Source organism: Paraburkholderia youngii (assembly GCF_013366925.1).
In the GTDB taxonomy this organism is placed as follows: domain Bacteria; phylum Pseudomonadota; class Gammaproteobacteria; order Burkholderiales; family Burkholderiaceae; genus Paraburkholderia; species Paraburkholderia youngii.
Genome location: NZ_JAALDK010000001.1, coordinates 4,066,784 through 4,089,206, shown reverse-complemented (window position 1 = coordinate 4,089,206; position 22,423 = coordinate 4,066,784). Strand labels below are relative to the sequence as shown.

General features: G+C 63.9%; 14 protein-coding genes. 8 read left to right on the top strand and 6 right to left on the bottom strand.

Annotated features, from left to right (window positions below; genetic code table 11):
• Positions 1-36: 36 nt before the first annotated feature.
• Positions 37-759 carry a (Fe-S)-binding protein gene (locus G5S42_RS18810; RefSeq protein WP_176108189.1) on the bottom strand — a complete coding sequence of 241 codons (723 nt, stop codon included), beginning with the start codon at positions 757-759 and terminating at the stop codon, positions 37-39.
• Between the two features lie 179 nt (positions 760-938).
• Between G5S42_RS18810 and G5S42_RS18805 the strand changes: the two genes are divergently transcribed.
• The gene (locus tag G5S42_RS18805; protein WP_018435412.1) at positions 939-1,772 is read left to right on the top strand and encodes an IclR family transcriptional regulator; all 834 of its coding nucleotides are present in this window, start codon (positions 939-941) and stop codon (positions 1,770-1,772) included.
• A gap of 151 nt (positions 1,773-1,923) precedes the next feature.
• On the opposite strand, the gene pbpG is transcribed toward G5S42_RS18805, so the two are convergent.
• The gene (gene pbpG, locus G5S42_RS18800; RefSeq protein WP_176108188.1) at positions 1,924-3,138 is read right to left on the bottom strand and encodes a D-alanyl-D-alanine endopeptidase; all 1,215 of its coding nucleotides are present in this window, start codon (positions 3,136-3,138) and stop codon (positions 1,924-1,926) included.
• 781 nt (positions 3,139-3,919) lie between these two features.
• On the opposite strand from pbpG, the gene G5S42_RS18795 reads away from it, so the two are divergent.
• Positions 3,920-4,495 (top strand): phasin family protein, encoded by a 576-nt coding sequence (locus G5S42_RS18795; protein ID WP_013089827.1) that lies wholly within the window; start codon positions 3,920-3,922, stop codon positions 4,493-4,495.
• A gap of 320 nt (positions 4,496-4,815) precedes the next feature.
• Here the strand turns inward: G5S42_RS18795 and lpdA are convergent, their stop codons facing one another.
• The 3 genes from lpdA to aceE all read right to left on the bottom strand — a co-directional run bounded on the left by lpdA (position 4,816) and on the right by aceE (position 11,173).
• Complete coding sequence (gene lpdA / locus G5S42_RS18790) at positions 4,816-6,588, bottom strand: dihydrolipoyl dehydrogenase (RefSeq protein ID WP_176108187.1); 1,773 nt, start codon at positions 6,586-6,588, stop codon at positions 4,816-4,818.
• A gap of 131 nt (positions 6,589-6,719) precedes the next feature.
• Positions 6,720-8,384: a dihydrolipoyllysine-residue acetyltransferase gene (gene aceF / locus G5S42_RS18785; RefSeq protein WP_176108186.1), complete on the bottom strand. Its 1,665-nt coding sequence runs from the start codon at positions 8,382-8,384 to the stop codon at positions 6,720-6,722.
• Positions 8,385-8,467: 83 nt separating this feature from the next.
• The gene (gene aceE / locus G5S42_RS18780; RefSeq protein ID WP_176108185.1) at positions 8,468-11,173 is read right to left on the bottom strand and encodes a pyruvate dehydrogenase (acetyl-transferring), homodimeric type; all 2,706 of its coding nucleotides are present in this window, start codon (positions 11,171-11,173) and stop codon (positions 8,468-8,470) included.
• A 275-nt stretch (positions 11,174-11,448) separates the two neighbouring features.
• Between aceE and fixL the strand changes: the two genes are divergently transcribed.
• The 4 genes from fixL (at position 11,449) to G5S42_RS18760 (ending at position 18,339) form a co-directional block, all read left to right on the top strand.
• Positions 11,449-13,965 (top strand): PAS domain-containing sensor histidine kinase, encoded by a 2,517-nt coding sequence (gene fixL / locus G5S42_RS18775; protein ID WP_217710116.1) that lies wholly within the window; start codon positions 11,449-11,451, stop codon positions 13,963-13,965.
• Positions 13,962-14,606, top strand: a complete 645-nt coding sequence (fixJ, locus tag G5S42_RS18770) for an oxygen response regulator transcription factor FixJ (protein WP_008922736.1) — start codon at positions 13,962-13,964, stop codon at positions 14,604-14,606. The genes fixL and fixJ overlap by 4 nt, the downstream gene beginning before the upstream one ends.
• Before the next feature lie 438 nt (positions 14,607-15,044).
• Positions 15,045-15,908 carry a bifunctional methylenetetrahydrofolate dehydrogenase/methenyltetrahydrofolate cyclohydrolase FolD gene (folD, locus tag G5S42_RS18765; RefSeq protein WP_176108183.1) on the top strand — a complete coding sequence of 288 codons (864 nt, stop codon included), beginning with the start codon at positions 15,045-15,047 and terminating at the stop codon, positions 15,906-15,908.
• Positions 15,909-16,233: 325 nt separating this feature from the next.
• On the top strand, positions 16,234-18,339 hold the full coding sequence (locus G5S42_RS18760) for a M3 family metallopeptidase (protein ID WP_176108182.1): 2,106 nt from the start codon (positions 16,234-16,236) through the stop codon (positions 18,337-18,339).
• A 74-nt stretch (positions 18,340-18,413) separates the two neighbouring features.
• Here G5S42_RS18760 and G5S42_RS18755 read toward each other — a convergent pair whose 3' ends face one another.
• Positions 18,414-19,715, bottom strand: coding sequence for an amidohydrolase family protein (locus G5S42_RS18755; protein ID WP_176108181.1), 1,302 nt, complete (start codon positions 19,713-19,715; stop codon positions 18,414-18,416).
• Positions 19,716-19,878: 163 nt separating this feature from the next.
• Between G5S42_RS18755 and G5S42_RS18750 the strand changes: the two genes are divergently transcribed.
• Both G5S42_RS18750 and G5S42_RS18745 read left to right on the top strand, forming a co-directional pair.
• Entirely contained in the window at positions 19,879-20,577 is a 699-nt protein-coding gene (locus G5S42_RS18750; RefSeq protein WP_176108180.1) for an aspartate/glutamate racemase family protein, read from the top strand.
• 335 nt (positions 20,578-20,912) lie between these two features.
• Entirely contained in the window at positions 20,913-22,226 is a 1,314-nt protein-coding gene (locus G5S42_RS18745; protein WP_176108179.1) for a site-specific integrase, read from the top strand.
• The last annotated feature ends 197 nt before the right edge of the window (positions 22,227-22,423 follow it).

Here is a 22,423-nt window from a genome sequence, read left to right as displayed (position 1 = left end):
GCGACGCGAACAATCGCCGTGTTCGCCGCGCGGGGCTTACACGTCGCCGGCCAGCACCTGCGCGATATGCAGCACGCGCGTCGTGGAGTCGCCCTGGCGGCGCAGCCGCCCTTCGATATTCAACATGCAGCCGAGGTCGCCGAGCACGACCGTACCGGCACCGCTCGCGGCGATGTTGGCGCACTTTTCGTCGACGATCGCGGTCGAGATATCGCCGTACTTGACCGCGAACGTGCCGCCGAAGCCGCAGCAATGCTCGCAGCCGTTCATTTCGGTGACCGCGACGCCGACCTGCGCGAGCAGTTCGCGCGGCTGCGCCTTCACGCCCAGTTCCCGCAGGCCCGAGCATGAGTCGTGATAAGTCACCTGTCCTGCGAACTCGCCCGGTTGCAGCTGCACCTTCGCGACGTTGACGAGGAAGTCCGTCAGTTCGAACACCTTGCCGCGCAGGCGGCCGAAACGGTTCATCAGTTCGGGATCGTCGCGGAACAAGTCGCCGTAGTGCGCGCGGATCATGCCGCCGCACGAGCCCGACGGCACGACCACGTAGTCGAACTGTTCGAACTCGCGCAGCGTTTTCTCAGCGAGTTCGCGCGCGAGCCGGCGGTCTCCGGAGTTGTACGCGGGTTGCCCGCAACAGGTTTGCGCAGGCGGCACCATGACCTCGAAACCGGCGCCTTCGATCAGCTTGATGACCGAAAAACCGATCTCGGGACGCATCAGGTCGATCAGGCACGTGACGAACAATCCGACTCGCATGAGCCCTCCTTTCGGGGAAACGTCCCTGATTATCCGCTGTTTGCTGGTGCAATACCAACGGCCGGAAGGCATAGGAAGCAGCACCGTCGGATTGGAAGCGCGCCTCGAGGCGCGTTCGCTTTTTTCACAATACGAGATACAATCAGTTTTCGCTGTTTGACGCATCCACCGATTCTCATATGAGCGATACGAACCCGGATCCCAAAACCTCGATCCAGGTGATCGAACGCATGATGCGCCTGCTCGACGCACTGGCGGCACATAGCGACCCGGTCAGCCTGAAAGAATTGGCCCTCCGCACGGAGCTGCACCCATCCACCGCGCACCGGATCCTGAACGATATGGTGATGTGCCGGCTGGTCGACCGTTCGGACCCCGGCACCTACCGTCTCGGCATGCGCCTCCTTGAACTCGGCAATCTCGTCAAGGCGCGCCTGTCCGTGCGCGACGCGGCGCTCACGCCGATGCGCGAGCTGCACCGTCAGACCGGGCAGACTGTGAACCTGTCGGTACGTCAGGGCGACGAAATCGTCTATATCGAACGCGCGTATTCGGAGCGCTCGGGCATGCAGGTGGTGCGGGCGATCGGCGGGCGCGCGCCGCTCCATCTGACTTCGGTCGGCAAGCTGTTCCTCGCCGCCGACGAAGCCACCCGCGTGCGTGCCTACGCAACCCGCACCGGTCTGTCGGGCCACACGCAAAACAGCATCACCGATCTCGCGAAACTCGAGCGCGAGCTGTCGCATGTGCGCCAGCAGGCCTGCGCGCGCGACAACGAGGAACTGGAGTTGGGCGTGCGCTGCATCGCCGCCGGCATCTACGACGATACGGGCAAGCTGGTCGCGGGGCTGTCGCTGTCGGCGCCGGCCGATCGCTTGCAGGATTCTTGGCTGGGGCAGTTGAGCCAGACCGCGTTGATGATTTCGGAGTCGCTAGGCTACCGGCCGCAGGCGCAGCAGGATCATTCGCACGGCTCGCACGGCTCGCACAGTTCGCACGGCCAGCATTCGTAGGCCGCACGCACAGGGGCCGCCTGACCGCCGTTGCACCGTTGCGCTCGCCGTTTTCGACACCAACGAAAAAAGCCTCGCATCCGCGAGGCTTTTTCTTGGCACCACAACTGCAGGCGGCCAGAATACGATCGGCTGACTAATCGTTCTGGCTTCAGGTACCGGGACCGCCGGCATCGGCGCTCGTGATACGCGTCTGGTCGCCGCCGTTGTCGAGCCATGTACGCAGACGCGTCGCGTCCGCGAAACGCGAGTACTTGCCCGACGAATCGAGCAGCACCAGGATCATCGGCCGGCCGTGGATGGTCGCCTGCATCACGAGACACTCACCCGCTTCGTTGATGAAGCCGGTCTTCTGCAGACCGATGTCCCACGTCGGGTTGCGCACCAGCGCGTTCGTGCTGTTATACGCGAGCGTGCGCTTGCCGGTGTACACCTCGTAGCTGTGATCGGTCGAGAACTTGCGGATCAGCGGGTACTGATACGCCGCGTTGACCATCTTCACCAGATCGCGCGCGCTCGACACATTCATGCTCGTCAAACCGGTCGGGTTCTCGAAGTGCGTGTCGTTCATGCCGAGTTGCCTGGCCTTCGCGTTCATGGCCGCAAGGAACGCCGGGCGGCCGCCCGGGTAGTAGCGCGACAACGCCGCCGCCGCGCGGTTTTCCGACGCCATCAGCGCGATGTGCAGCATGTCTTCGCGCGACAGCACCGAGCCCACCGCCAAACGCGAACCGGTGTTCTTCTCGTAGTCGCGGTCTTCGTCGGTGACTTCGAGTTGGTCGGTCATCGGCTCTTTCGAATCGAGCACCACCATCGCGGTCATCAGCTTGCTGATCGATGCGATCGGTACCACAGCACGCGAGTTCTTGTCGAACAGCGTCTCACCGCTGTTCTGGTCGATCACGTAGGCGACGCTCGAGCGCAGCATCAGCGCGTCCGGCGTCTCGTGCAAACCAAACGCCTGGCCGACGCTCGGCTGGCGCGGCTCGTACGCGACGCGTCGCATCACCGAATGGTGCCGGCCGTTCGCCGCGAACGTCACGCGCTTGCGTTTGACGCCGGCGCGCGGCGCATCTTCGTCTGCGGCAGCGGCTTTCACGGCCTCGCCCTTGCCGGCTTTCGCTGCCTCAGCTTTGCCGGCTTTCGCCGCACGGCTCGACACTTTGTCGGTGGCGGCCGCTTGCGCCGGCTTTTTGGCGGTTTTTGCGTGTGTGGAAGTTTTTGCGGATGCAGCAGACGTAGCTGCAAAAGTGCTGACAGGCGTAGCGAACGCCGCTGCGACGGCCAGCGAGACGGCCACCGACAGAGCGGTGCTGCGCGCCGCGCCGTGGAGCGCCTTTAGCGACGAAAACATGTCGGTTTTCATGGGTGTTCGATAGGGAGCGGCGAGAGGTTTCCGCAAGTGTAGTAAAGCAACGAAAAATTAGCAATTTGAAGCACTTATACGCGGTCCTTAAACCGGCTTGTCAGGTCCGATCGCGAAAACACGAATAAGTGCCGCGCCTCGATCGAAAAAACGATCGTCGCCAGCAAGCCTCGCCATTGCTGCCGCCCAGCCCAACCGAGCAGATCCTTGCAGGATAACGGCAATTTTGAGACAACCTTGATCCGGGGAAATACTGTCAGAGCGCCGGCGGAAACTACTGCGCTGCGCCATGAGGGCGTTGCGAGCGGGCGAGAGACTTTTAAGTGTCTGACGAAAGTCGCCAACGCGCGTTCGACTACCTTCGTTCTTTAACGTTCCTTGCCATCGGGTGGTTTACATCGAATTGATGATGATCGGTTTTTTCAGGGGCGAATCGCTGCGATGCACCCCCTCTCAGCCCCGCATAAAGGCTTTGACGGCGAAAAATAATTTCCCGACCGCCTCTTACGGGGGTCGTTTATCTCGCACCAGCTAGGTGCAGCGACTCAATCGTTCCGCGTCATATTAATGACATGCCTACTGCATAACCTCTTGTTTTATCGGCGTTTTCTTAACATTGTGCGACGCACAAAAAACGCTTGACATTCCTTGTGGCCATCCTAAAATGGGAACCATTGCTGCGATGCACAATACATCGCGGCCCAGGCGGACGATCAATCGGCGTCTTGCCACCCACCCAATGCGGTCCGCACAGACCGGCCGCGATCCAGGAGCGTAAACCATGACTCTGCTGACCCCTGAGCAATTCGCCGCAGCCCAGAAAGCCAACTTCGAAACCCTGTTCGGCCTGACGACCAAAGCATTTGAAGGCGTCGAAAAGCTGGTAGAGCTGAACCTGCAAGTTGTGAAGTCGACGCTCGCCGAAAGCCAGGAAAATGCCCAACGCGCGCTGTCCGTGAAGGACGCGCAGGAACTGCTGGCACTGCAAGCAAGCCTCGCGCAGCCGGTGGCTGAAAAGGCGCTGTCGTATGGCCGCCACGTGTACGAAATCGTTTCGGCAACGCAAGGTGAATTCACCCGCGTCGCGGAAGCGCAATTCGAAGAGCAAAACCGCAAGGTTCAGGCGCTCGTCGAAAACGTCGCCAAGAACGCACCGGCTGGTTCGGAAACCGCTGTCGCCGTGATGAAGTCGGCTATCACCGCCGCCAACACCACGTACGAAACGGTCCACAAGGCAACCCGTCAGGCTGTCGAAATCGCCGAAAGCAACTTCAATGCAGCTGCAACGGCCGCTTCGAAGGCAGCTTCGCAAGCCGCTGCGCAAGCATCGCGCGCTGCCGCCAAGAAGGCAGTCTAAGCTTCACGCATCAACACGCCAGGCGTTAAACACCTGGCGTCGTTTCACGCCGGCCCAGCCTACGCGCTGCGCCGGCGTTATCGCAAGCAACAGCGTCGTGCCGTTGCCGCTTATACGGTTTGATTGGCCGAACGCTCCGATACGTTGCAATGGACGTATCGTTTGCCCGGCCGCCAAGCCGGGATTTTTTTGCCCGCCTACCGGCCGCCAGGAAAACAGAAACGGCGCGCTCCGACATGGAGCGCGCCGTTTTTCTTTGCGCCACAGCCTGACGCACTTCGCCGGGCCCGCATGTCGCCATGCATTCCCGGCGCACCGCTTTACTTCTTCTTGACGGGCGGCAGATCGGTACAGACGCCTTCATACAACTCGGCCGCCATGCCGATCGATTCGCCGAGCGTCGGATGCGGATGGATCGTCTTGCCGATATCCGTTGCGTCCGCGCCCATCTCGATCGCGAGACAGACTTCGCTGATCAGGTCGCCCGCGTTCAGACCGACGATACCGCCGCCGATCACGCGATGCGTCTCCTCATCGAACAGCAGCTTAGTGAAGCCTTCGTCGCGGCCGTTGGCGATCGCGCGGCCCGACGCGGCCCACGGGAATACCGCCTTGCCGAACTTGATGCCTTCGGCTTTCAGCTGGTCTTCCGTCTTGCCGGCCCATGCCACTTCCGGATCGGTGTATGCCACCGACGGAATCTGCATCGCGTCGAAGTACGCCTTCTCGCCATGCGCGGCTTCCGCCGCCACGTGGCCTTCGTGCACGGCCTTGTGCGCGAGCATCGGCTGACCGACGATATCGCCGATCGCGAAGATGTGCGGCACGTTCGTGCGCTGCTGATTGTCGACTTCGATGAAGCCGCGATCCGTCACCGCGACCCCGGCCTTTTCCGCGCCGATCCGCTTGCCGTTCGGCGAGCGGCCCACGGCCACCAGCACGAGATCATAGCGTTGCGGCTCGGCCGGCGCCTTCTCGCCCTCGAACGACACGTAAATACCGTCGTCCTTCGCTTCGGCCGCGACGGTCTTGGTCTTCAGCATCACGTTCGCGAACCGCTGGCTGTTGTACTTCTCCCAGACCTTGACCAGATCGCGGTCCGCGCCGGTCATCAGGCCTTCGAGCATTTCGACGACGTCGATCTGCGCGCCGAGCGTCGAGTACACGGTCGCCATTTCGAGGCCGATGATGCCGCCGCCGATCACCAGCATGCGCTGCGGAATCTGGCGTAGTTCGAGCGCGCCGGTCGAATCGACGACCCGCGGATCTTCCGGAATGAACGGCAGCTTCACCGCTTCCGAGCCCGCGGCGATGATCGCCTGCTTGAACTTGACGACCTTCTTGCCGCCCTCGGTCTGCACTTCCATGTGGTTCGGATCGACGAACGCGCCGGTGCCCGTCACCACTTCGACTTTGCGCATCTTGGCCATGCCCGCGAGACCGCCGGTCAGCTTCTTGACCACGCCCGATTTGAAATCGCGCAGCTTGTCGAGGTCGATCTGCGGCTTGCCGAACGTGATGCCGTGCGACGCGAGATCAGCCGCTTCGTCGATGACGAGCGCGGTGTGCAGCAGCGCCTTCGACGGGATACAGCCGACGTTCAGACACACGCCGCCGAGCGTCGGATAACGCTCGACCAGCACGGTCTTCATGCCGAGGTCGGCGGAGCGGAACGCGGCCGAATAGCCACCGGGGCCCGAACCGAGCACGAGCATGTCGCACTCGATGTCCGCACTGCCCGAATAGCTGCCGGCCTGCGGCGCCGGTGCGGCGGCCTTCGGCGCGGCAGGCGCCGGCGCGGGCGCCGCCTTTTCAGGTTCCTTCGCTGCCGGGGCGGCCGCGGCCGCGCCGCCCGCCGCTGCCTCGACGAGCGCGATCACCGTGCCCTGCGAAACCTTGTCGCCCGGCTTGATGCGCACTTCCTTGACGGTGCCGGCGGTGTCGCTCGGCACTTCCATCGACGCCTTGTCGGATTCGAGCGTCAGCAGCGACTGCTCCTGCTCGATGACGTCGCCCGGCTTGATGTTGACTTCGATAACGTCGACGTCCTTGAAGTCACCGATGTCCGGCACTTTTACTTCGACGAGACTCATGGTGTCCCCTTCTCTTATTGATCGATGATGAGCGGCGCGTTCGGCGCGCCTGGCGCACGCGAACGCGCGGACGGCGCGACGCGGATCGTTCGGAACTATCCGCGCCCGCGCCGGCGGACCTCATCAGCCGGTCAAAGAATCACACGCCGGAAATCGGCAAGAATCGAACCGAGGTATGCGTTGAAGCGCGCGGCTTCCGCTCCGTCGATCACGCGATGGTCGTACGACAGCGACAGCGGCATGGTCAGGCGCGGCTCGAACTGCTTGCCGTCCCACACCGGCTTCATCGCGCTGCGCGACAGGCCGAGAATCGCGACTTCAGGCGCATTGATGATCGGCGTGAAGTGCGTGCCGCCGATACCGCCCAGCGACGAGATCGAGAAGCAGCCACCCTGCATCTGGTCCGGCTTCAGCTTGCCTTCGCGCGCGGCCTTCGACAGGTCGGCCATTTCCTTCGCGATGTCGACGAGACCCTTCTTGTCCGCGTCGCGAATCACCGGAACGACGAGGCCGTTCGGCGTGTCCGCGGCAAAACCGATGTGGTAGTACTGCTTGAACACCAGGTTGTCGCCGTCGAGGCTCGCGTTGAAAGTCGGGAATTTCTTCAGGGCCGCCACGCAGGCCTTGATCACGAACGCGAGCATCGTGAACTTGACGCCCGCCTTTTCGTGTTCCTTGTTCAGCTTTACGCGCAGCGCTTCGAGCTCGGTGATGTCCGCTTCGTCGTTGTTCGTGACGTGCGGGATCATGACCCAGTTGCGATGCAGGTTCGCGCCCGAGATCTTCTTGATGCGCGACAGCGGCTTCGGATCGATCGGACCGAACTTCGTGAAGTCGACCTTCGGCCACGGCAGCAGATTCAGTTCGCCACCGCCGGCGGCCGGCGCGGCGGCTCCTGCCGGCGCCGCGCGCTGGCCGGTCATCACGCCCTTCACGAACGCGGTCACGTCGGCCTGCGTAATGCGGCCCTTCGGACCCGTGCCCTTCACCTGGCTCACGTCGACGCCGAGTTCGCGCGCGAACTTGCGCACCGACGGCGAAGCGTGGCTCGGATGACGCGTGCCGCCTTCGCCGGCCGGGATCAGCGGCGCCTGCGCGAGCGCGGACGGCGCGGCCGGTGCCGGGCTCGGCGTGGCCGGCGCGTCGGACGGCTTTTCGGCCGGTGCCTTCGCGGCCGGCGCCGGCGCGGGTGCCGGGGCAGCGCCGCCTTCCGCTTCGATCACGACGATGACCGAGCCTTCCGACACGGTATCGCCAACCTTGACCTTCACTTCCTTGACGACGCCGGCGGCCGAGCTCGGCACGTCCATCGTCGCCTTGTCGGATTCGAGCGTGACGAGCGACTGTTCCTTCTCGACGCGATCGCCGACCTTCACCGCGATCTCGATCACGGGAACGTCTTTGTAGTCGCCGATATCCGGCACCTTGATTTCCTGCACGCCGCCGCCTGCCGCCGCAGGCGCCGCGGCGGGAGCTGCCGCCGGCGCCGGTGCCGGTGCCGGTGCCGGTGCGGGCGCAGGAGCTGCCGCCGGCGCGGGCGCCGCGGCAGCCGCGTTGGCGCCTTCCAGCACGACGATCAGCGTGCCTTCGGACACCGCATCGCCGACCTTGACCTTCACTTCCTTGACGACGCCGTCAGCCGAGCTCGGCACGTCCATCGTCGCCTTGTCGGACTCCAGCGTAACGAGCGATTGCTCTTTTTCGACGGTGTCACCCGCCTTTACCAGCACCTCGATCACAGGGACGTCCTTGTAATCGCCGATGTCCGGCACCTTGACTTCGATCGCTTGACTCATTGTTAGTGTCTCCTGGGCCGCGCACGCCGCCTGCCCCTCGCGACGAGGAGCAGGCGCGTGCATCGTGGCACACGGGTGATGCCTTAGACGGTCATCGGGTTGGGTTTGGCGGGATCAAGGTTGTACTTCTTGAGCGCCTCGGCGACCACCTTGCGTTCGATCGTGCCTTCGTCCGCCAGCGCGTTGAGCGCGGCGACCGTGACCCAGTAGCGATCGACTTCGAAGAAGTGACGCAGCTTCTCGCGCGTGTCCGAACGACCGTAGCCGTCGGTGCCCAGCACCACGAACTTCTGCGGCACGAACGCGCGGATCTGCTCGGTCAGCGCACGCACGTAGTCGGTCGATGCGATGACCGGACCCGGCGCATCCTTCAGCAGCTTCTCGACGTGCGACAGCTTCTTCTCTTCGGTCGGGTGCAGCAGGTTCCAGCGCTGCACTTCGTGACCTTCGCGCGCGAGCTCGGTGAAGCTCGGCACGCTCCACAGGTCGGCGTTCACGCCCCAGTCGTTCTTCAGCAGGTCGGCCGCGGCGATCACTTCGTTGAAGATCGTGCCCGCGCCCATCAGCTGCACATGCGGCGCCTTCTTATCGGCAGCGGTCTTGCTGAACGAGTACATGCCCTTGATGATGTCGGCCGCCACGCTTTCCAGCCCCGCGCCCTGCGGGATCGCCGGGTGCTCGTAGTTCTCGTTCATCACCGTGATGTAGTAATACACATCTTCCTGGTCGGCGACCATGCGGCGCAGACCGTCCTGCACGATGACCGCGAGTTCGTAGCCGAAGGTCGGGTCGTAGCTGATGCAGTTCGGCACCGAAGCCGCCCACAGCAGCGAGTGGCCGTCTTCGTGTTGCAGACCTTCGCCGTTCAGCGTCGTGCGGCCGGCCGTGCCGCCCAGCAGGAAGCCGCGCGAGCGCATGTCGCCAGCGGCCCATGCGAGGTCGCCGATGCGCTGGAAGCCGAACATCGAGTAGAAGATGTAGAACGGGATCATGATCTCGCCGTGCGTCGAGTACGACGTCGCGGCCGCGATCCAGTCGGCCATGCCGCCGGCTTCGTTGATGCCTTCCTGCAGGATCTGACCGGTTTCCGACTCACGGTAGAACATCAGCTGGTCGGAATCTTCCGGCACGTACTTCTGGCCGTCCTGATTCCAGATGCCGATCTGCCGGAACAGACCTTCCATACCGAACGTACGCGACTCGTCCGGCACGATCGGCACGACGCGCTTGCCGAGCGCCTTGTCCTTCAGCAGGATGTTCAGGATCCGCACGAACGCCATCGTCGTGGAGATCTCGCGGCCTTCGCCCGTGCCCTTCAACAGCGGCTCGAATGCCGACAGCTCCGGCACCGGCAGCGACTCGGCCTTCTGACGACGCGCCGGCAGATAGCCGCCGAGGTCCATGCGCCGCTGGCGCATGTATTCGAGTTCCTTCGAGCCTTCCTCGAAGGTCAGGTACGGCACGTCGACGATCTGCTCGTCCGTGATCGGCAGACGGAACTGGTCGCGGAACTTCTTCAGCTGCTCCACCTGCATCTTCTTCTGCTGGTGGGTGATGTTCATCGCCTGGCCGGCTTCGCCCATGCCGTAGCCCTTGATCGTCTTCGCGAGAATGACGGTCGGCTGGCCCTTCGAATTGGTCGCTTCCGTGAACGCCGCGTAGATCTTGTGCGGATCATGGCCGCCGCGGTTCAGATTCCAGATGTCGTCGTCGGACCAGTCGGCGACCAGCGCCTTCAGTTCCGGCGTGTTGAAGAAGTGCTCGCGCACGAACGCACCCGACTCAGACTTGTACGTCTGGTACTCGCCGTCGACCACTTCCATCATGCGGCGCATCAGCGCGCCCGACTTGTCGCGCGCGAAGAGGGCATCCCAGCGGCTGCCCCAGATGACCTTGATCACGTTCCAGCCGGCGCCGCGGAATTCGCTTTCGAGTTCCTGGATGATCTTGCCGTTGCCGCGCACCGGACCGTCGAGACGCTGCAGGTTGCAGTTGATCACGAACACGAGGTTGTCCAGCCGCTCGCGGCCGGCCATGCCGATCGCGCCGAGCGATTCCGGCTCGTCGGTTTCGCCGTCGCCGAGGAAGGCCCAGACCTTGCGGCCGTCGGTCTTCGCGATGCCGCGCGCCTGCAGGTACTTCATGAAGCGCGCCTGGTAGATCGCCATGATCGGGCCCAAGCCCATCGACACGGTCGGGAATTGCCAGAAGTCCGGCATCAGCCACGGATGCGGATACGACGAGATGCCCTCGCCGCCGACTTCCTGGCGGAAGTTGTCGAGCTGCTTGTCGGTCAGCCGGCCGAGCAGGAACGCGCGCGAGTAGACGCCCGGCGACGAGTGGCCCTGCACGAACACGAGGTCACCGCCGTGCTCGGCCGACGGTGCGTGCCAGAAGTGGTTGTAGCCGACGTCGTACAGCGTGGCGGCCGACGCGAACGACGCGATGTGACCACCGACGTTGGTTTCCTTGCCGGCGCGCAGCACCATCGCCATTGCGTTCCAGCGGGTGTACGAGCGGATGCGGTGTTCGATGTCCTGGTCGCCGGGGTTCTTGGCCTGGCGCGCGACCGGGATCGTGTTGATGTAAGGCGTATTGGCGGAGAACGGCAGATGTTCGCCGTGCACGCGTGCAAACTCGATCTGCTTTTCGATCAGGTAGTGGGCACGGTCAGGGCCTACAGCAGAAATCACGCCATCCAGCGCTTCCAGCCATTCGCCGGTTTCCTGGGGATCGTCGTCTTTCTCGGCGGCGACATATTTCATGACTTCGTCGGGTACAGCGGACATGCTCGTCTCCTGGATATGGGGAACGCACTTTGAACAGACCACGCGGACGCAGGATAGGCCGCGGCAGCACCGGCCGATTGTAATAAGGGTCCCGACGTCAACGCAATCAAATTTTCAAATTACGAGATCAATTCTCACAATGCGGAAAATTGCTGCAACGCAACCTGGTTTGACTGCCGTTAGACTGATCCGTCGGCTAGTTTGCGCCGATTAACTGCACTTTCCGCGCTTTTTTGCGCCATTTGTCGGGGACGTGCTGAGCTACAATGCCACGCATGTTGACCGAACGGCTTTTCTCTCGCTCGGCGCGCACCGCGGGTTCGCCGGCGGATTCGTCGCCGTCCCCGCGCTGGCACCACGGACCCTGGTGGTCGAATTCCTATTTGCTGACGCCGCTGCTGTCGATCCTGGTATTCCTGGTCGTCATGAGCCTGATTCTCTGGAGTCTGAACCGGCGCGAACAGCAGCAGCAGGAAGACACGCTGTACCGCAACGTCGCGTGGGCGCAGCAGCAGATCCGGCTGTCAATGACAGGCGCGCAGGAACAGATCCAGGCGCTCGCGCGCGACCTCGCCGCCGGCCATGCCGACGAGCATTCGTTCCAGGTGAACACCACGGACATCATGCAGGGGCACCCCGAGATCCTCTACATGAACTGGTACACCGCTCAGCAGCAGCCGCGCTGGCCCAATGCCGCGCCGCCGGTGCTCGGCCAGCGGCTCGCGCGCCCCAACGACGCGCAAATGGACGAAGCGGTCAAAGCCGGTTTCGCCGAAGCGCGCAACACGCGCCGCCAGGTGTACTCGCCGCTCATCTACGACGACCTCGGCAACGGCTTCATCACGCTGCAAACGCCGATCTTCCGCGACCGCGATTTCCTCGGCACGATCGCCGCGGTGTTCTCGGTGGAAGGCATTCTGAAGCGCGACATCCCGCCCGAGCTGTCGGCCAAATACAAGATCTCGATCATCGACGTGAACAACCGCGAGTTGACGACCACGTCGACCCGCCCGCGCCTGCCGCGCGACATGTTCTACGACCTGCCGCTCGACCCGCCGGGCCAGGGCATCTCGGTGCGCGTGTACGCGTTCCCGCAGATCACCAACTTCACGAACAACACGCTGGTGTGGCTGGTGGCCGGCCTGTCCTGCTTCGTGCTGTGGAGCCTGTGGAGTTTGTGGAAGCACACCCGGCAGCGCTTCGAGGCGCAGCAGGCGCTGTACGCGGAAGCGTTTTTCCGCCGCGCGATGGAAAACTCGGTGCTGATCGGCATGCGCGTGCTCGACATGCACGGCCGCATCACGCACGTGAACCCGGCGTTCTGCCGCATGACCGGCTGGGACGAAAGCGACCTCGTCGGCAAGAGCGCGCCGTTCGCCTACTGGCCGCGCGACGCTTACCCCGAGATGCAGCGCCAGCTCGACATGACGCTGCGCGGCAAGGCGCCCTCGTCCGGCTTCGAGCTGCGCGTGCGGCGCAAGGACGGCTCGACGTTCCACGCACGGCTCTACGTGTCGCCGCTGATCGACAGCTCGGGCCGTCAGACCGGCTGGATGTCGTCGATGACCGACATCACCGAGCCGAAGCGCGCGCGCGAAGAACTCGCCGCTGCCCACGAACGCTTCACGACCGTGCTCGAAAGCCTCGATGCCGCGGTGTCCGTTCTGGCCGCCGACGAAGCCGAGCTGCTGTTCGCGAACCGCTACTACCGGCATCTGTTCGGCATCCGCCCGGACGGCCACCTCGAACTCGCGGGCGGCGGCTTCGACAGCTCGCAGGCGTCGTCCGATTCGATCGACATGGTCGACACGTTCGTCGGCCTGCCCGCCGCGGCGCTGACCGAAAGCACCGCCGACGCGCAGGAAATCTACATCCCCGGCATCCAGAAGTGGTTCGAGGTGCGGCGCCAGTACATCCAGTGGGTCGATGGCCATCTCGCACAGATGCAGATCGCGACCGACATCACGACCCGCAAGCGCGCGCAGGAACTGGCGCGCCAGCAGGACGAAAAGCTGCAGTTCACGAGCCGCCTGATGACGATGGGCGAAATGGCCTCGTCGCTCGCGCACGAGCTGAACCAGCCGCTCGCCGCGATCAATAACTATTGCTCCGGGACCGTCGCGCTGGTTAAATCCGGTCGGACGACACCCGACAATCTGCTGCCGGTGCTCGAAAAGACCGCACAGCAGGCGGTGCGCGCCGGCATGATCATCAAGCGCATCCGCGAGTTCGTGAAGCGCAGCGAGCCGAAGCGTCAGGCCACGCGGGTCGCGGATATCGTCGCCGACGCGGTCGGTCTCGCCGAAATCGAGGCAAGGAAGCGGCGGATTCGCATCGTCACCGATCTGCGCTCGCGGCTGCCGGTGATCTACGTCGATCCGGTGCTGATCGAGCAGGTGCTGGTGAACCTGCTGAAGAACGGCGTCGAGGCGATGGCCGAAGCGCGCCCGAATGCGGTCGACCCAGTGATCCGGGTGGTCGTGCGGCTGGAGAGCGGCTTCGTTTGCATCAGCGTCGTCGATCAGGGGCCGGGCGTCGACGAAACGACCGCCGAGCGTCTGTTCGAACCGTTTTACAGCACCAAGTCCGATGGTATGGGCATGGGGCTGAACATTTGCCGTTCGATTATCGAATCGCACCGCGGGCGTCTGTGGGTGGTCAATAATGTCGAATCCGACGGCCACATCACGGGCGCCACGTTCCATTGCAGTCTGCCTATTGGGGAGCCTGACGGCCCGAGCAACGGCGGGTCCGAGGCGCCGACACCACAAACCGTTACGGGAGAGCTATGAACAGCCCAGTCACCACCCAGGAAACCGTCTTTGTCGTCGACGACGACGAGGCCGTGCGAGATTCGCTGCGCTGGCTGCTGGAGGCGAACGGCTACCGCGTTCAATGCTTCCTGAGCGCCGAACAGTTCCTCGACGCATGGCAGCCGCATCAGCATCCAGGCCAGATCGCGTGCCTGATCCTCGACGTGCGGATGTCCGGCATGAGCGGGCTCGAGTTGCAGGAACGCCTGATCGCCGACAACGCTTCGCTGCCGATCATCTTCGTGACGGGTCACGGCGACGTGCCGATGGCGGTGTCGACGATGAAAAAAGGCGCGATGGACTTCATCGAAAAGCCGTTCGACGAAGCCGAACTGCGCAAGCTCGTCGAGCGCATGCTCGACAAGGCGCGCAGCGAAAGCACCAGCGTCCAGCAGCAGCGTGCCGCGGCCGAGCGCCTCGGCAAGCTGACCGCGCGTGAGCATCAGGTGCTCGAGCGGATCATCGCGGGCCGCCTGAACAAGCAGATCGCCGACGACCTCGGCATCAGCATCAAGACGGTCGAAGCGCATCGCGCGAACATCATGGAAAAGCTGAACGTCAACACGGTCGCCGATCTGCTGCGACTCGCGCTGTCGAACAAGCCGCAAACGGCGCAGTAACGTCGGTATGGGCGGCCCTTCGCCCGGAGGGCCGTTTCTGCGTGACCGCCATGAGTGGCAGTTGCGTCGCCCGTTCGTGACGGCGTGAGCGTCGCTGGGTCCGGCGTGGCGTGGCGTGCGAGCGGCCTGCCCCGCCGCCCGCGTTGCGCTTTCTGGCCGTCACACGGCCCCCCCCCTCCCCTCCCGTACGCTTCCACGCGCGACACGGGCCCCGAATCCACTGCGGAAGCGCGCCTTACGCGCCGGTATAATGTCGGACTTTGCAGCGGCGCCTTGCCCGAACCGGTAACGCGCCTGTCGCAGGGCGACCCGACTTCGTCAAGCAGCCGAAGCACGCCGTCGCGCGCCCCCTCCGCGCGAGCGCTTCGCCCCGCCAGCCAAAACCGCCTGCCCCGAATCGATTCCCGATCCCAACCTCGACTCAACGTTCGACCGACCATGACTGCCAAACTGATCGACGGCCTCGCCCTCTCCAAGACCCTGCGCGCCGACGTCGCGGCGCGCGCCGCAGCCCTGACCGCCCGCGGCCATCAGCCGGGCCTCGCCGTGATTCTGGTCGGCGACAATCCGGCCAGCGAAGTGTATGTGCGCAACAAGGTGAAAGCCTGCCACGACAACGGCCTCGGCTCGTCGTTCGACCGCTATCCGGCCGACCTGCCCGAAGCCGACCTGCTCGCGCGCATCGACGAGCTGAACCGCGACCCGGCCATCCACGGCATCCTCGTGCAGTTGCCGCTGCCGAAGCACATCGACAGCCACAAGGTGATCGAGGCGATCGCGCCCGAGAAGGACGTCGACGGTTTCCACGTCGCCAACGCGGGCGCGCTCCTGACCGGCCAGCCGCTGTTCCGTCCGTGCACGCCGTACGGCGTGATGAAAATGTTCCAGGCCTACGGCATCGAGCTGAAGGGCGCCAACGCGGTGGTCATCGGCCGCTCGAACATCGTCGGCAAACCGATGGCGCTGCTGCTGCTCGAAGCGGGCGCGACCGTCACGATCTGCCACAGCAAGACCCGCGATCTGTCCGCGCACACGCGCAACGCCGATGTCGTGGTCGCCGCGACCGGTCTGCGCAACATCCTGACCGCCGACATGGTGAAGCCGGGCGCGACCGTGATCGACGTCGGCATGAATCGCGACGACGCCGGCAAGCTGTGCGGCGACGTCGACTTCGCGGGTGTCAAGGAAGTGGCCGGCCATATCACGCCGGTGCCGGGCGGCGTCGGCCCGATGACGATCACGATGCTGCTCGTCAACACGATCGAAGCGGCCGAGCGCGAGGCGGACGCGGCCAAGGCGTAAGCGCCGGGCGATAAGTGCGAGGCGGAGTGAGGCGACTCATCCGTCTCGTCCACGGGCTCATCACCCACCCTCCCTCTCTCGCAGCCCGCCCTCATCACGGCGCCGCCAGATCCCGCGGCCGACACCCCGCCCCAACGCGCGCCAGCGCACCGCAACATCTGTTAATTTGTCAGCCGATGGATTGGAATCGGCGCCTCCCGCCCCAATACTGTCCTTTGCCGGTGCCGCCGCGCGCCGTGCGCCGATCGTCGAGCGACACGCCACGAGACGGCTCGCGCGAGCGCCCCCGCACCGCCCCCTTCACCCGCGTCAGACAGGAAGCCCTATGTCCACTACCGCCACGCCTCAAGACAACCCGCTCCTCGATTTTTCCGATCTGCCGCGCTTTGGCTCCATCCGACCCGAGCATGTGACGCCCGCCCTCGACGTGCTGCTCGCCGACGCGGCGGCCGCCGTCGAGCGTGCCGCGCTGCCGGTCACGCCCGCGTCGTGGGCCGACGTCGTCGAACCGGTCGAGCGCGCCACCGAGCCGCTGTCGCGCGCGTGGAGCGTGATCGGCCATCTGAATGCCGTCGCCGATACGCCCGAGCTGCGCGCCGTGTACGGCGACAACCTGCCGCGCGTGACCGAGTTCTGGTCGAGCGTCGGCCAGAATCTCGCGCTCTACGAGAAGTACAAGGCATTGAACGCGAGCGACGAGTTTGCATCGCTGAACGGCGAACGCAAGAAGATCCTCAGCAACGCGCTGCGCGACTTCCGCCTGTCCGGCGCCGAGCTGCCGGAAGACCAGAAGCCGCGTTTCGCGGAATTGCAGGAGCGCCAGGCGGCGCTGTCGAAGGCGTTTTCGGATCACGTGCTCGATGCGACCAACGCGTATGCGTACATCGTCGATGCGGGCGACGATGCGCAACTGGCGGGCCTTCCGGAAGACGTGATCGAAGCCGCGAAGGAAGCCGCCGAGCGCGACGGCAAGACCGGCTACAAGTTCACGCTGCACTTCCCGTCGTATTTCCCGGTCATGCAGTACTCGGAAAACCGTCCGATGCGCGAAGCGATGTATCGCGCGTACGTGACCCGCGCGTCCGAGCTCGGCGCGCAATACGGCAACGGCAAGACCGAGTGGGACAACACCCAGGTGCTCGCCGACGAACTGAAGCTGCGCGCCGAAGAAGCGCAGATGCTCGGCTACGGCAACTTCGCCGAAGTGTCGCTCGCGCCGAAGATGGCCGAATCGCCGGCTCAGGTGATGGCCTTCCTCGAAGACCTCGCGACGCGCGCGCGTCCGCATGCGGAGCAGGACTGGAAGGAGCTGCGCGAATTCGCCGCGAGCGAACTCGGCATGACCGATCTGCAGCCGTGGGACATGACGTTCGCCGCCGAGCGTCTGCGCCAGAAGCGCTATTCGTTCTCGGAAAACGAAGTGAAGCAGTACTTCCCGGAAGACGCGGTGTTCAAGGGTCTGTTCAAGGTGACCGAGACGCTGTTCGGCGTGCGCATCCGCCGCGACGAGGCAGCGGTCTGGCATCCGGACGTGCGCTTTTTCCGCGTCGAGAATCAGGACGGTGGCCTCGTCGCGCAGTTCTATCTCGACCTGTATGCACGCGAAGGCAAGCGCGGCGGCGCCTGGATGGACGATGCGCGCGGCCGTCACAAGCTCGCGCACGGCGCGGTGCAAACGCCGGTCGCGTACCTGACGTGCAATTTTTCAGCGCCGGTCGGCGGCAAGCCCGCCTGCTTCACGCACGACGAAGTGATCACGCTGTTCCACGAGTTCGGCCACGGCTTGCATCACATGCTGACGCGCGTCGATGAGCTCGGCGTGTCGGGAATCAACGGCGTCGAATGGGATGCGGTCGAACTGCCGTCGCAGTTCATGGAGAACTTCTGCTGGGAATGGGACGTGCTGTCCGACATGACCTCGCACGTCGATACCGGAAAGTCGCTGCCGCGTGATCTGTTCGACAAGATGCTAGCCGCGAAGAACTTCCAGAGCGGTCTCGGCACGCTGCGGCAGATCGTGTTCTCGATGTTCGACATGCAACTGCATACCGGCTTCGATGCGAACGGTGCGAAGAGCGCCAACGACCTCGCGCGCGAAATCAACGAACGCTTCCACGTCGTGCCGCAAGCGCCGTTCTCGCGCTGGCCGAATACGTTCAGCCATATTTTCGCGGGCGGTTACGCGGCCGGCTACTACAGCTACAAGTGGGCGGAAGTGCTGTCGGCCGATGCGTACGCGGCATTCGAAGAAGCCGCGCAAGCCGCGGGCAGCGTGCTCGATCAGTCGACCGGCATGCGCTATCGCCGCGAGATTCTCGAAGTGGGCGGCAGCCGTCCGGCGATGGAATCGTTCAAGGCGTTCCGCGGCCGCGAACCGAATATCGATGCGCTGCTGCGGCATAACGGCATGGCGCCGGGTGCCGCACACTGAGCGATGCCAATAGAAAAACCGGCGGTCTGCGCGAGCAGGCCGCCGGTTTTTTCATTCATCCGCGAAACACCGCGCTACGCGCGATGCAGCTTGAAATCGACCTGTTCAGGCCGCCCTTCGAGCGATAACGACGCGCGCGCGGCCGGCGCGCGGCTCACCACCCTGCCCCGGCTCACCACCGCGAGCCGCGCGGCGCGCAGGCGGATCGCCTCGATCTCGTCGCGCGCATCGAGCACGACGAGATTGGCCGCGCATCCGGGCGCGATGCCGTAGTCTTCCAGACCGAGAATGCGCGCGGCGTTCACGGTCACCGCGTCGAAACAGGCGTGCATGCCGTCGACGCTGGTCATCTGCGCAACATGCAGGCCCATCTGCGCGACTTCGAGCATGTCGGCCGAGCCGAGGCTGTACCACGGGTCCATCACGCAGTCGTGGCCGAATGCGACCGTGATGCCCGCTGCCAACATTTCCGGCACTCGCATCATGCCGCGCCGTTTCGGGTACGTGTCGCTGCGGCCTTGCAGCGTGATGTTGATGAGCGGATTGGCGATCGCCGCGACGCCCGACTCGCGCATCAGCGGCAACAGCTTGCTCACGTAGTAGTTGTCCATCGAATGCATCGACGTAAGGTGCGAACCGGTGACGCGCCCGTGCAAGCCGAGCCGATGGGTTTCGGCCGCGAGCGTTTCGATGTGGCGTGACAGCGGATCGTCCGATTCGTCGCAATGCATGTCGACGCGCAGACCCTGCCCGGCCGCGTACTCGCACAGCATGCGCACCGACTGCGCGCCGTCGGCCATCGTGCGCTCGAAATGCGGAATGCCGCCGACCACGTCGACGCCCATGCCGATCGCGCGCTTCAGGTTGTCGAACGCGCCGGCGCTGCGCAGCAGACCGTCCTGCGGGAAAGCGACCAGTTGCAGATCGAGATACGGCGCGACGCGGCGCTTCACTTCGAGGAGTGCTTCGACCGCGAGCAGACGCGGATCGCACACGTCGACGTGGCTGCGGATCGCGAGCAGGCCGCGCGCGACGGCCCAGTCGCAATACTGCATCGCGCGTTCGATCAACGCTTGCTGCGTGAGTTCGGGCTTCAACTCGCCCCATAGCGCGATGCCTTCGAGCAGCGTGCCCGACTCGTTCACGCGCGGCAAACCGTAAGACAGCGTCGCATCCATATGGAAATGCGGATCGACGAAAGGCGGCGTGACGAGCGAACCGGCCGCGTCGATTTCGTCGCGCGCGCTCGCGGCCAGGTCCGGCTCAACCGCGACGATGCGACCCGCGGCGATGCCGATGTCGACTGGGGACGGGTGATGCGGGGACATCTGTGCGGCACTGCGCGGCAGCGCCGCGCGGCGGATGATCAGATCCATGTTCGCTCCGGTTGATCGCGTTTGGACTCGCTACGATTCTATCGGCGCCAGAATAATGCGTGCGCCGATGCGTACCGGCGCACGCGCGGCAATCCGTATCGGCTGCGTGCGATGCGACGCGCCTATACTCGCCGTTTCGGCCATGCATTGACGGAGCGTCCAGATGAAAACGATCGGCGTGATCGGCGGAATGAGCTGGGAGTCGTCCAGCGAGTATTACCGGCTGCTGAATCGCCACGCGAAGGTGCGGCTCGGCGGTCATCACAACGCACGCAGTCTGCTGCTGACCGTCGATTTCGCGTCGATCGAGGCGAATCAGCGCGCCGGCGACTGGCACGCGCTCGGCGAACAGATGGCCGACGCCGCGCGCCAGCTCGAACGCGGTGGGGCCGATCTCGTGATTCTTGCGACGAACACGATGCATCGCGTGTACGAATCGATCGAGCGGGCGATCACGGTGCCATTCCTGCACATCGCCGATCCGACCGGCGCCGCGTTGCGCGCGGCGGGCATCGAGCGCGTGGGCCTGCTCGGCACGCGCTACACGATGGAGCAGACGTTCTATACGGGCCGGCTGCGCGAACGCTATGGACTCGACACGCTCGTGCCTGATGACGATGAACGCGCGGACGTGCACCGCATCATTTACGATGAGCTATGCCACGGTAACGTGGACGACGCGTCGCGCAAGGTCTATCAACGCGTGATCGAACATCTGGCCGCGCGTGGCGCCCAGGCGGTCATACTCGGGTGCACGGAGATCACGCTGCTGATCAAGCCGGAAGATTCGGTGCTGCCTGTGTTCGATACGACTGCGTTGCATGCGCAGGCCGCGGTGGAGTGGGCGATTGGAGCTGAGTGATGATGGGTTAGAGGCTTCGATCGCGCGCGAATCCTGTTGCGTCTGTTCACGCGCGCGTGCGCCATACGCAGCGAGCACCACAAGCGAAACGAAGCGCTGAAAGTCAAAAAGCCCGCATGGCTTGCGCGATGCGGGCTTTCAACAATGCTTTGGTTGCGGGGGTAGGATTTGAACCTACGACCTTCGGGTTATGAGCCCGTTTTGCCTCGTTTCCATGTATTCTCTGACGTTTCTTATCGCCACAAAATCAAAAGCTTAGGTGTATATTGGGTGCCTTGCGTTTCTCGCAGTTGTCTGCGGGTATTGCCCAAAATGTGCCCAAAGGAGCCTAAGCCGTGCCCAAAGCAAGTTCGCGCGTCGAAATCAACCGTGATTTTCTGCGTTCCCTTACCCCGACCGGGAAGTTTCAGGATTACAGCGACGGCACGCTAAAGGGCTTCGGCGTGCGCGTGACACCTGTCGGCACGGTTCAGTTTACCGTCCGCTTTCGCCGTCCTGATGGCACGTTCGGGCGCAAGCGCATCGGCAGCTATCCCGAAATGATGCCCGGGGCCGCCCGCGACGCCGCGAAGGCTGAGCTTGATCAGACCCCCACAATCAGCGACACGACCGCGATCATCGAAGAAAAGAAGCGGCGGCGCGTAGAAAGCGTGCGGCGTGCGCACGGCGTTCCGACGCTGCGCGCTTTCCTCGAAGGCGACTACACGACCTACCTCGAAGCGAACGGCATCAGCACGGCGAACGCTGCGCTTGTGAAGTCGTCGTTTCCTGAATTCCTTGATCGTCCGCTTGACGAAATTACGCCTTGGCTTATCGAAGGCTGGAAGTCGCGCGTCGCGAAGACGGGCGTCAAGCCGAAAACAATCGCGAACAAGCTTCATGCCTTGCAAGGCTTGCTTCGCGTAGCGACCGACGCCGAACACATTTCGGATAACCCGGCCCGCAAGGTCAAACGCAATGGTAAGGCCGATGTCGTCGTGCGCTACCTGTCTGCTGACGAACGCGCTCGGCTGTATTCCGCGATGGAAGCCCGCGAAGAAGCAAACCGCGACGCACGGCACCGGACCATTGCGCACCGCCGTCTGCGCAAGCTGACGCCGCCACCATCGCTGCGCAATGTCCGCTATACGGATCATCTTCAACCGCTTGTCGTTTGCGCGCTTAATACGGGCCTACGTAAGGGCGAACTTCTCGCTCTGCAATGGGATGACGTGGATTTTGAACACCGCACGATTCACGTTCGGCGCGGCACAACCAAGGATGACGAACGGCGCGACGTGCCAATAACCGACGAACTGTTCGAATGCTTCAGCGCGTGGAAGCCGCTGGCGCATCGGGTATTCGTGTTCGGCAACCCGGAAACCGAGTCCGCGCTGACCGACTTCGGCAACGCGTGGGATGCATTGCTTGAAGCGGCGAAAATCTCAGGCTTCCGGTTTCACGATTGCCGCCACGACTACGCGAGCCGCCTCGTCGTCGCGGGCGTTGACTTGAACCGTGTGCGCGCGCTGCTCGGGCACTCCGACATCAAGACGGTGTTGCGGTATGCGCACCTTGCGCCCGATCACCTTCACGATGCGATCAACGTCGCCTTCAACGCGCCGCGCCGTGACAAGGCGAAGCGCGCCCGCACGTCTGACGTCGTCTGATCTGAACGGCAAGCCGATTGCCACGAAAAAAATGGCGCTCGGTCCTAGGTGCATATACCTAGCCCACGCGACCCCCTGAAAAAATTACAACGCCGTCGGCACGCTCAAGACGACAACGCATGCGGTTCTCTCGCCTGAAAATTCTTCGCCGTTAAACCTCGCCAAATCCCGCCAAGAGATTTTAGCTTTTCAAGGGT

What these genes read in the sequence shown, in the direction of transcription:
- G5S42_RS18795 (WP_013089827.1), top strand. Translation starts at nt 3,920, where the DNA reads ATGACTCTGCTGACCCCTGAGCAATTCGCCGCAGCCCAGAAAGCCAAC.
- folD (WP_176108183.1), top strand. Translation starts at nt 15,045, where the DNA reads ATGACTGCCAAACTGATCGACGGCCTCGCCCTCTCCAAGACCCTGCGC.
- aceE (WP_176108185.1), bottom strand. Translation starts at nt 11,173, where the DNA reads ATGTCCGCTGTACCCGACGAAGTCATGAAATATGTCGCCGCCGAGAAA.
- G5S42_RS18755 (WP_176108181.1), bottom strand. Translation starts at nt 19,715, where the DNA reads ATGGATCTGATCATCCGCCGCGCGGCGCTGCCGCGCAGTGCCGCACAG.
- aceF (WP_176108186.1), bottom strand. Translation starts at nt 8,384, where the DNA reads ATGAGTCAAGCGATCGAAGTCAAGGTGCCGGACATCGGCGATTACAAG.
- lpdA (WP_176108187.1), bottom strand. Translation starts at nt 6,588, where the DNA reads ATGAGTCTCGTCGAAGTAAAAGTGCCGGACATCGGTGACTTCAAGGAC.
- pbpG (WP_176108188.1), bottom strand. Translation starts at nt 3,138, where the DNA reads ATGAAAACCGACATGTTTTCGTCGCTAAAGGCGCTCCACGGCGCGGCG.
- G5S42_RS18750 (WP_176108180.1), top strand. Translation starts at nt 19,879, where the DNA reads ATGAAAACGATCGGCGTGATCGGCGGAATGAGCTGGGAGTCGTCCAGC.
- fixJ (WP_008922736.1), top strand. Translation starts at nt 13,962, where the DNA reads ATGAACAGCCCAGTCACCACCCAGGAAACCGTCTTTGTCGTCGACGAC.
- G5S42_RS18760 (WP_176108182.1), top strand. Translation starts at nt 16,234, where the DNA reads ATGTCCACTACCGCCACGCCTCAAGACAACCCGCTCCTCGATTTTTCC.
- G5S42_RS18810 (WP_176108189.1), bottom strand. Translation starts at nt 759, where the DNA reads ATGCGAGTCGGATTGTTCGTCACGTGCCTGATCGACCTGATGCGTCCC.
- G5S42_RS18805 (WP_018435412.1), top strand. Translation starts at nt 939, where the DNA reads ATGAGCGATACGAACCCGGATCCCAAAACCTCGATCCAGGTGATCGAA.
- fixL (WP_217710116.1), top strand. Translation starts at nt 11,449, where the DNA reads ATGTTGACCGAACGGCTTTTCTCTCGCTCGGCGCGCACCGCGGGTTCG.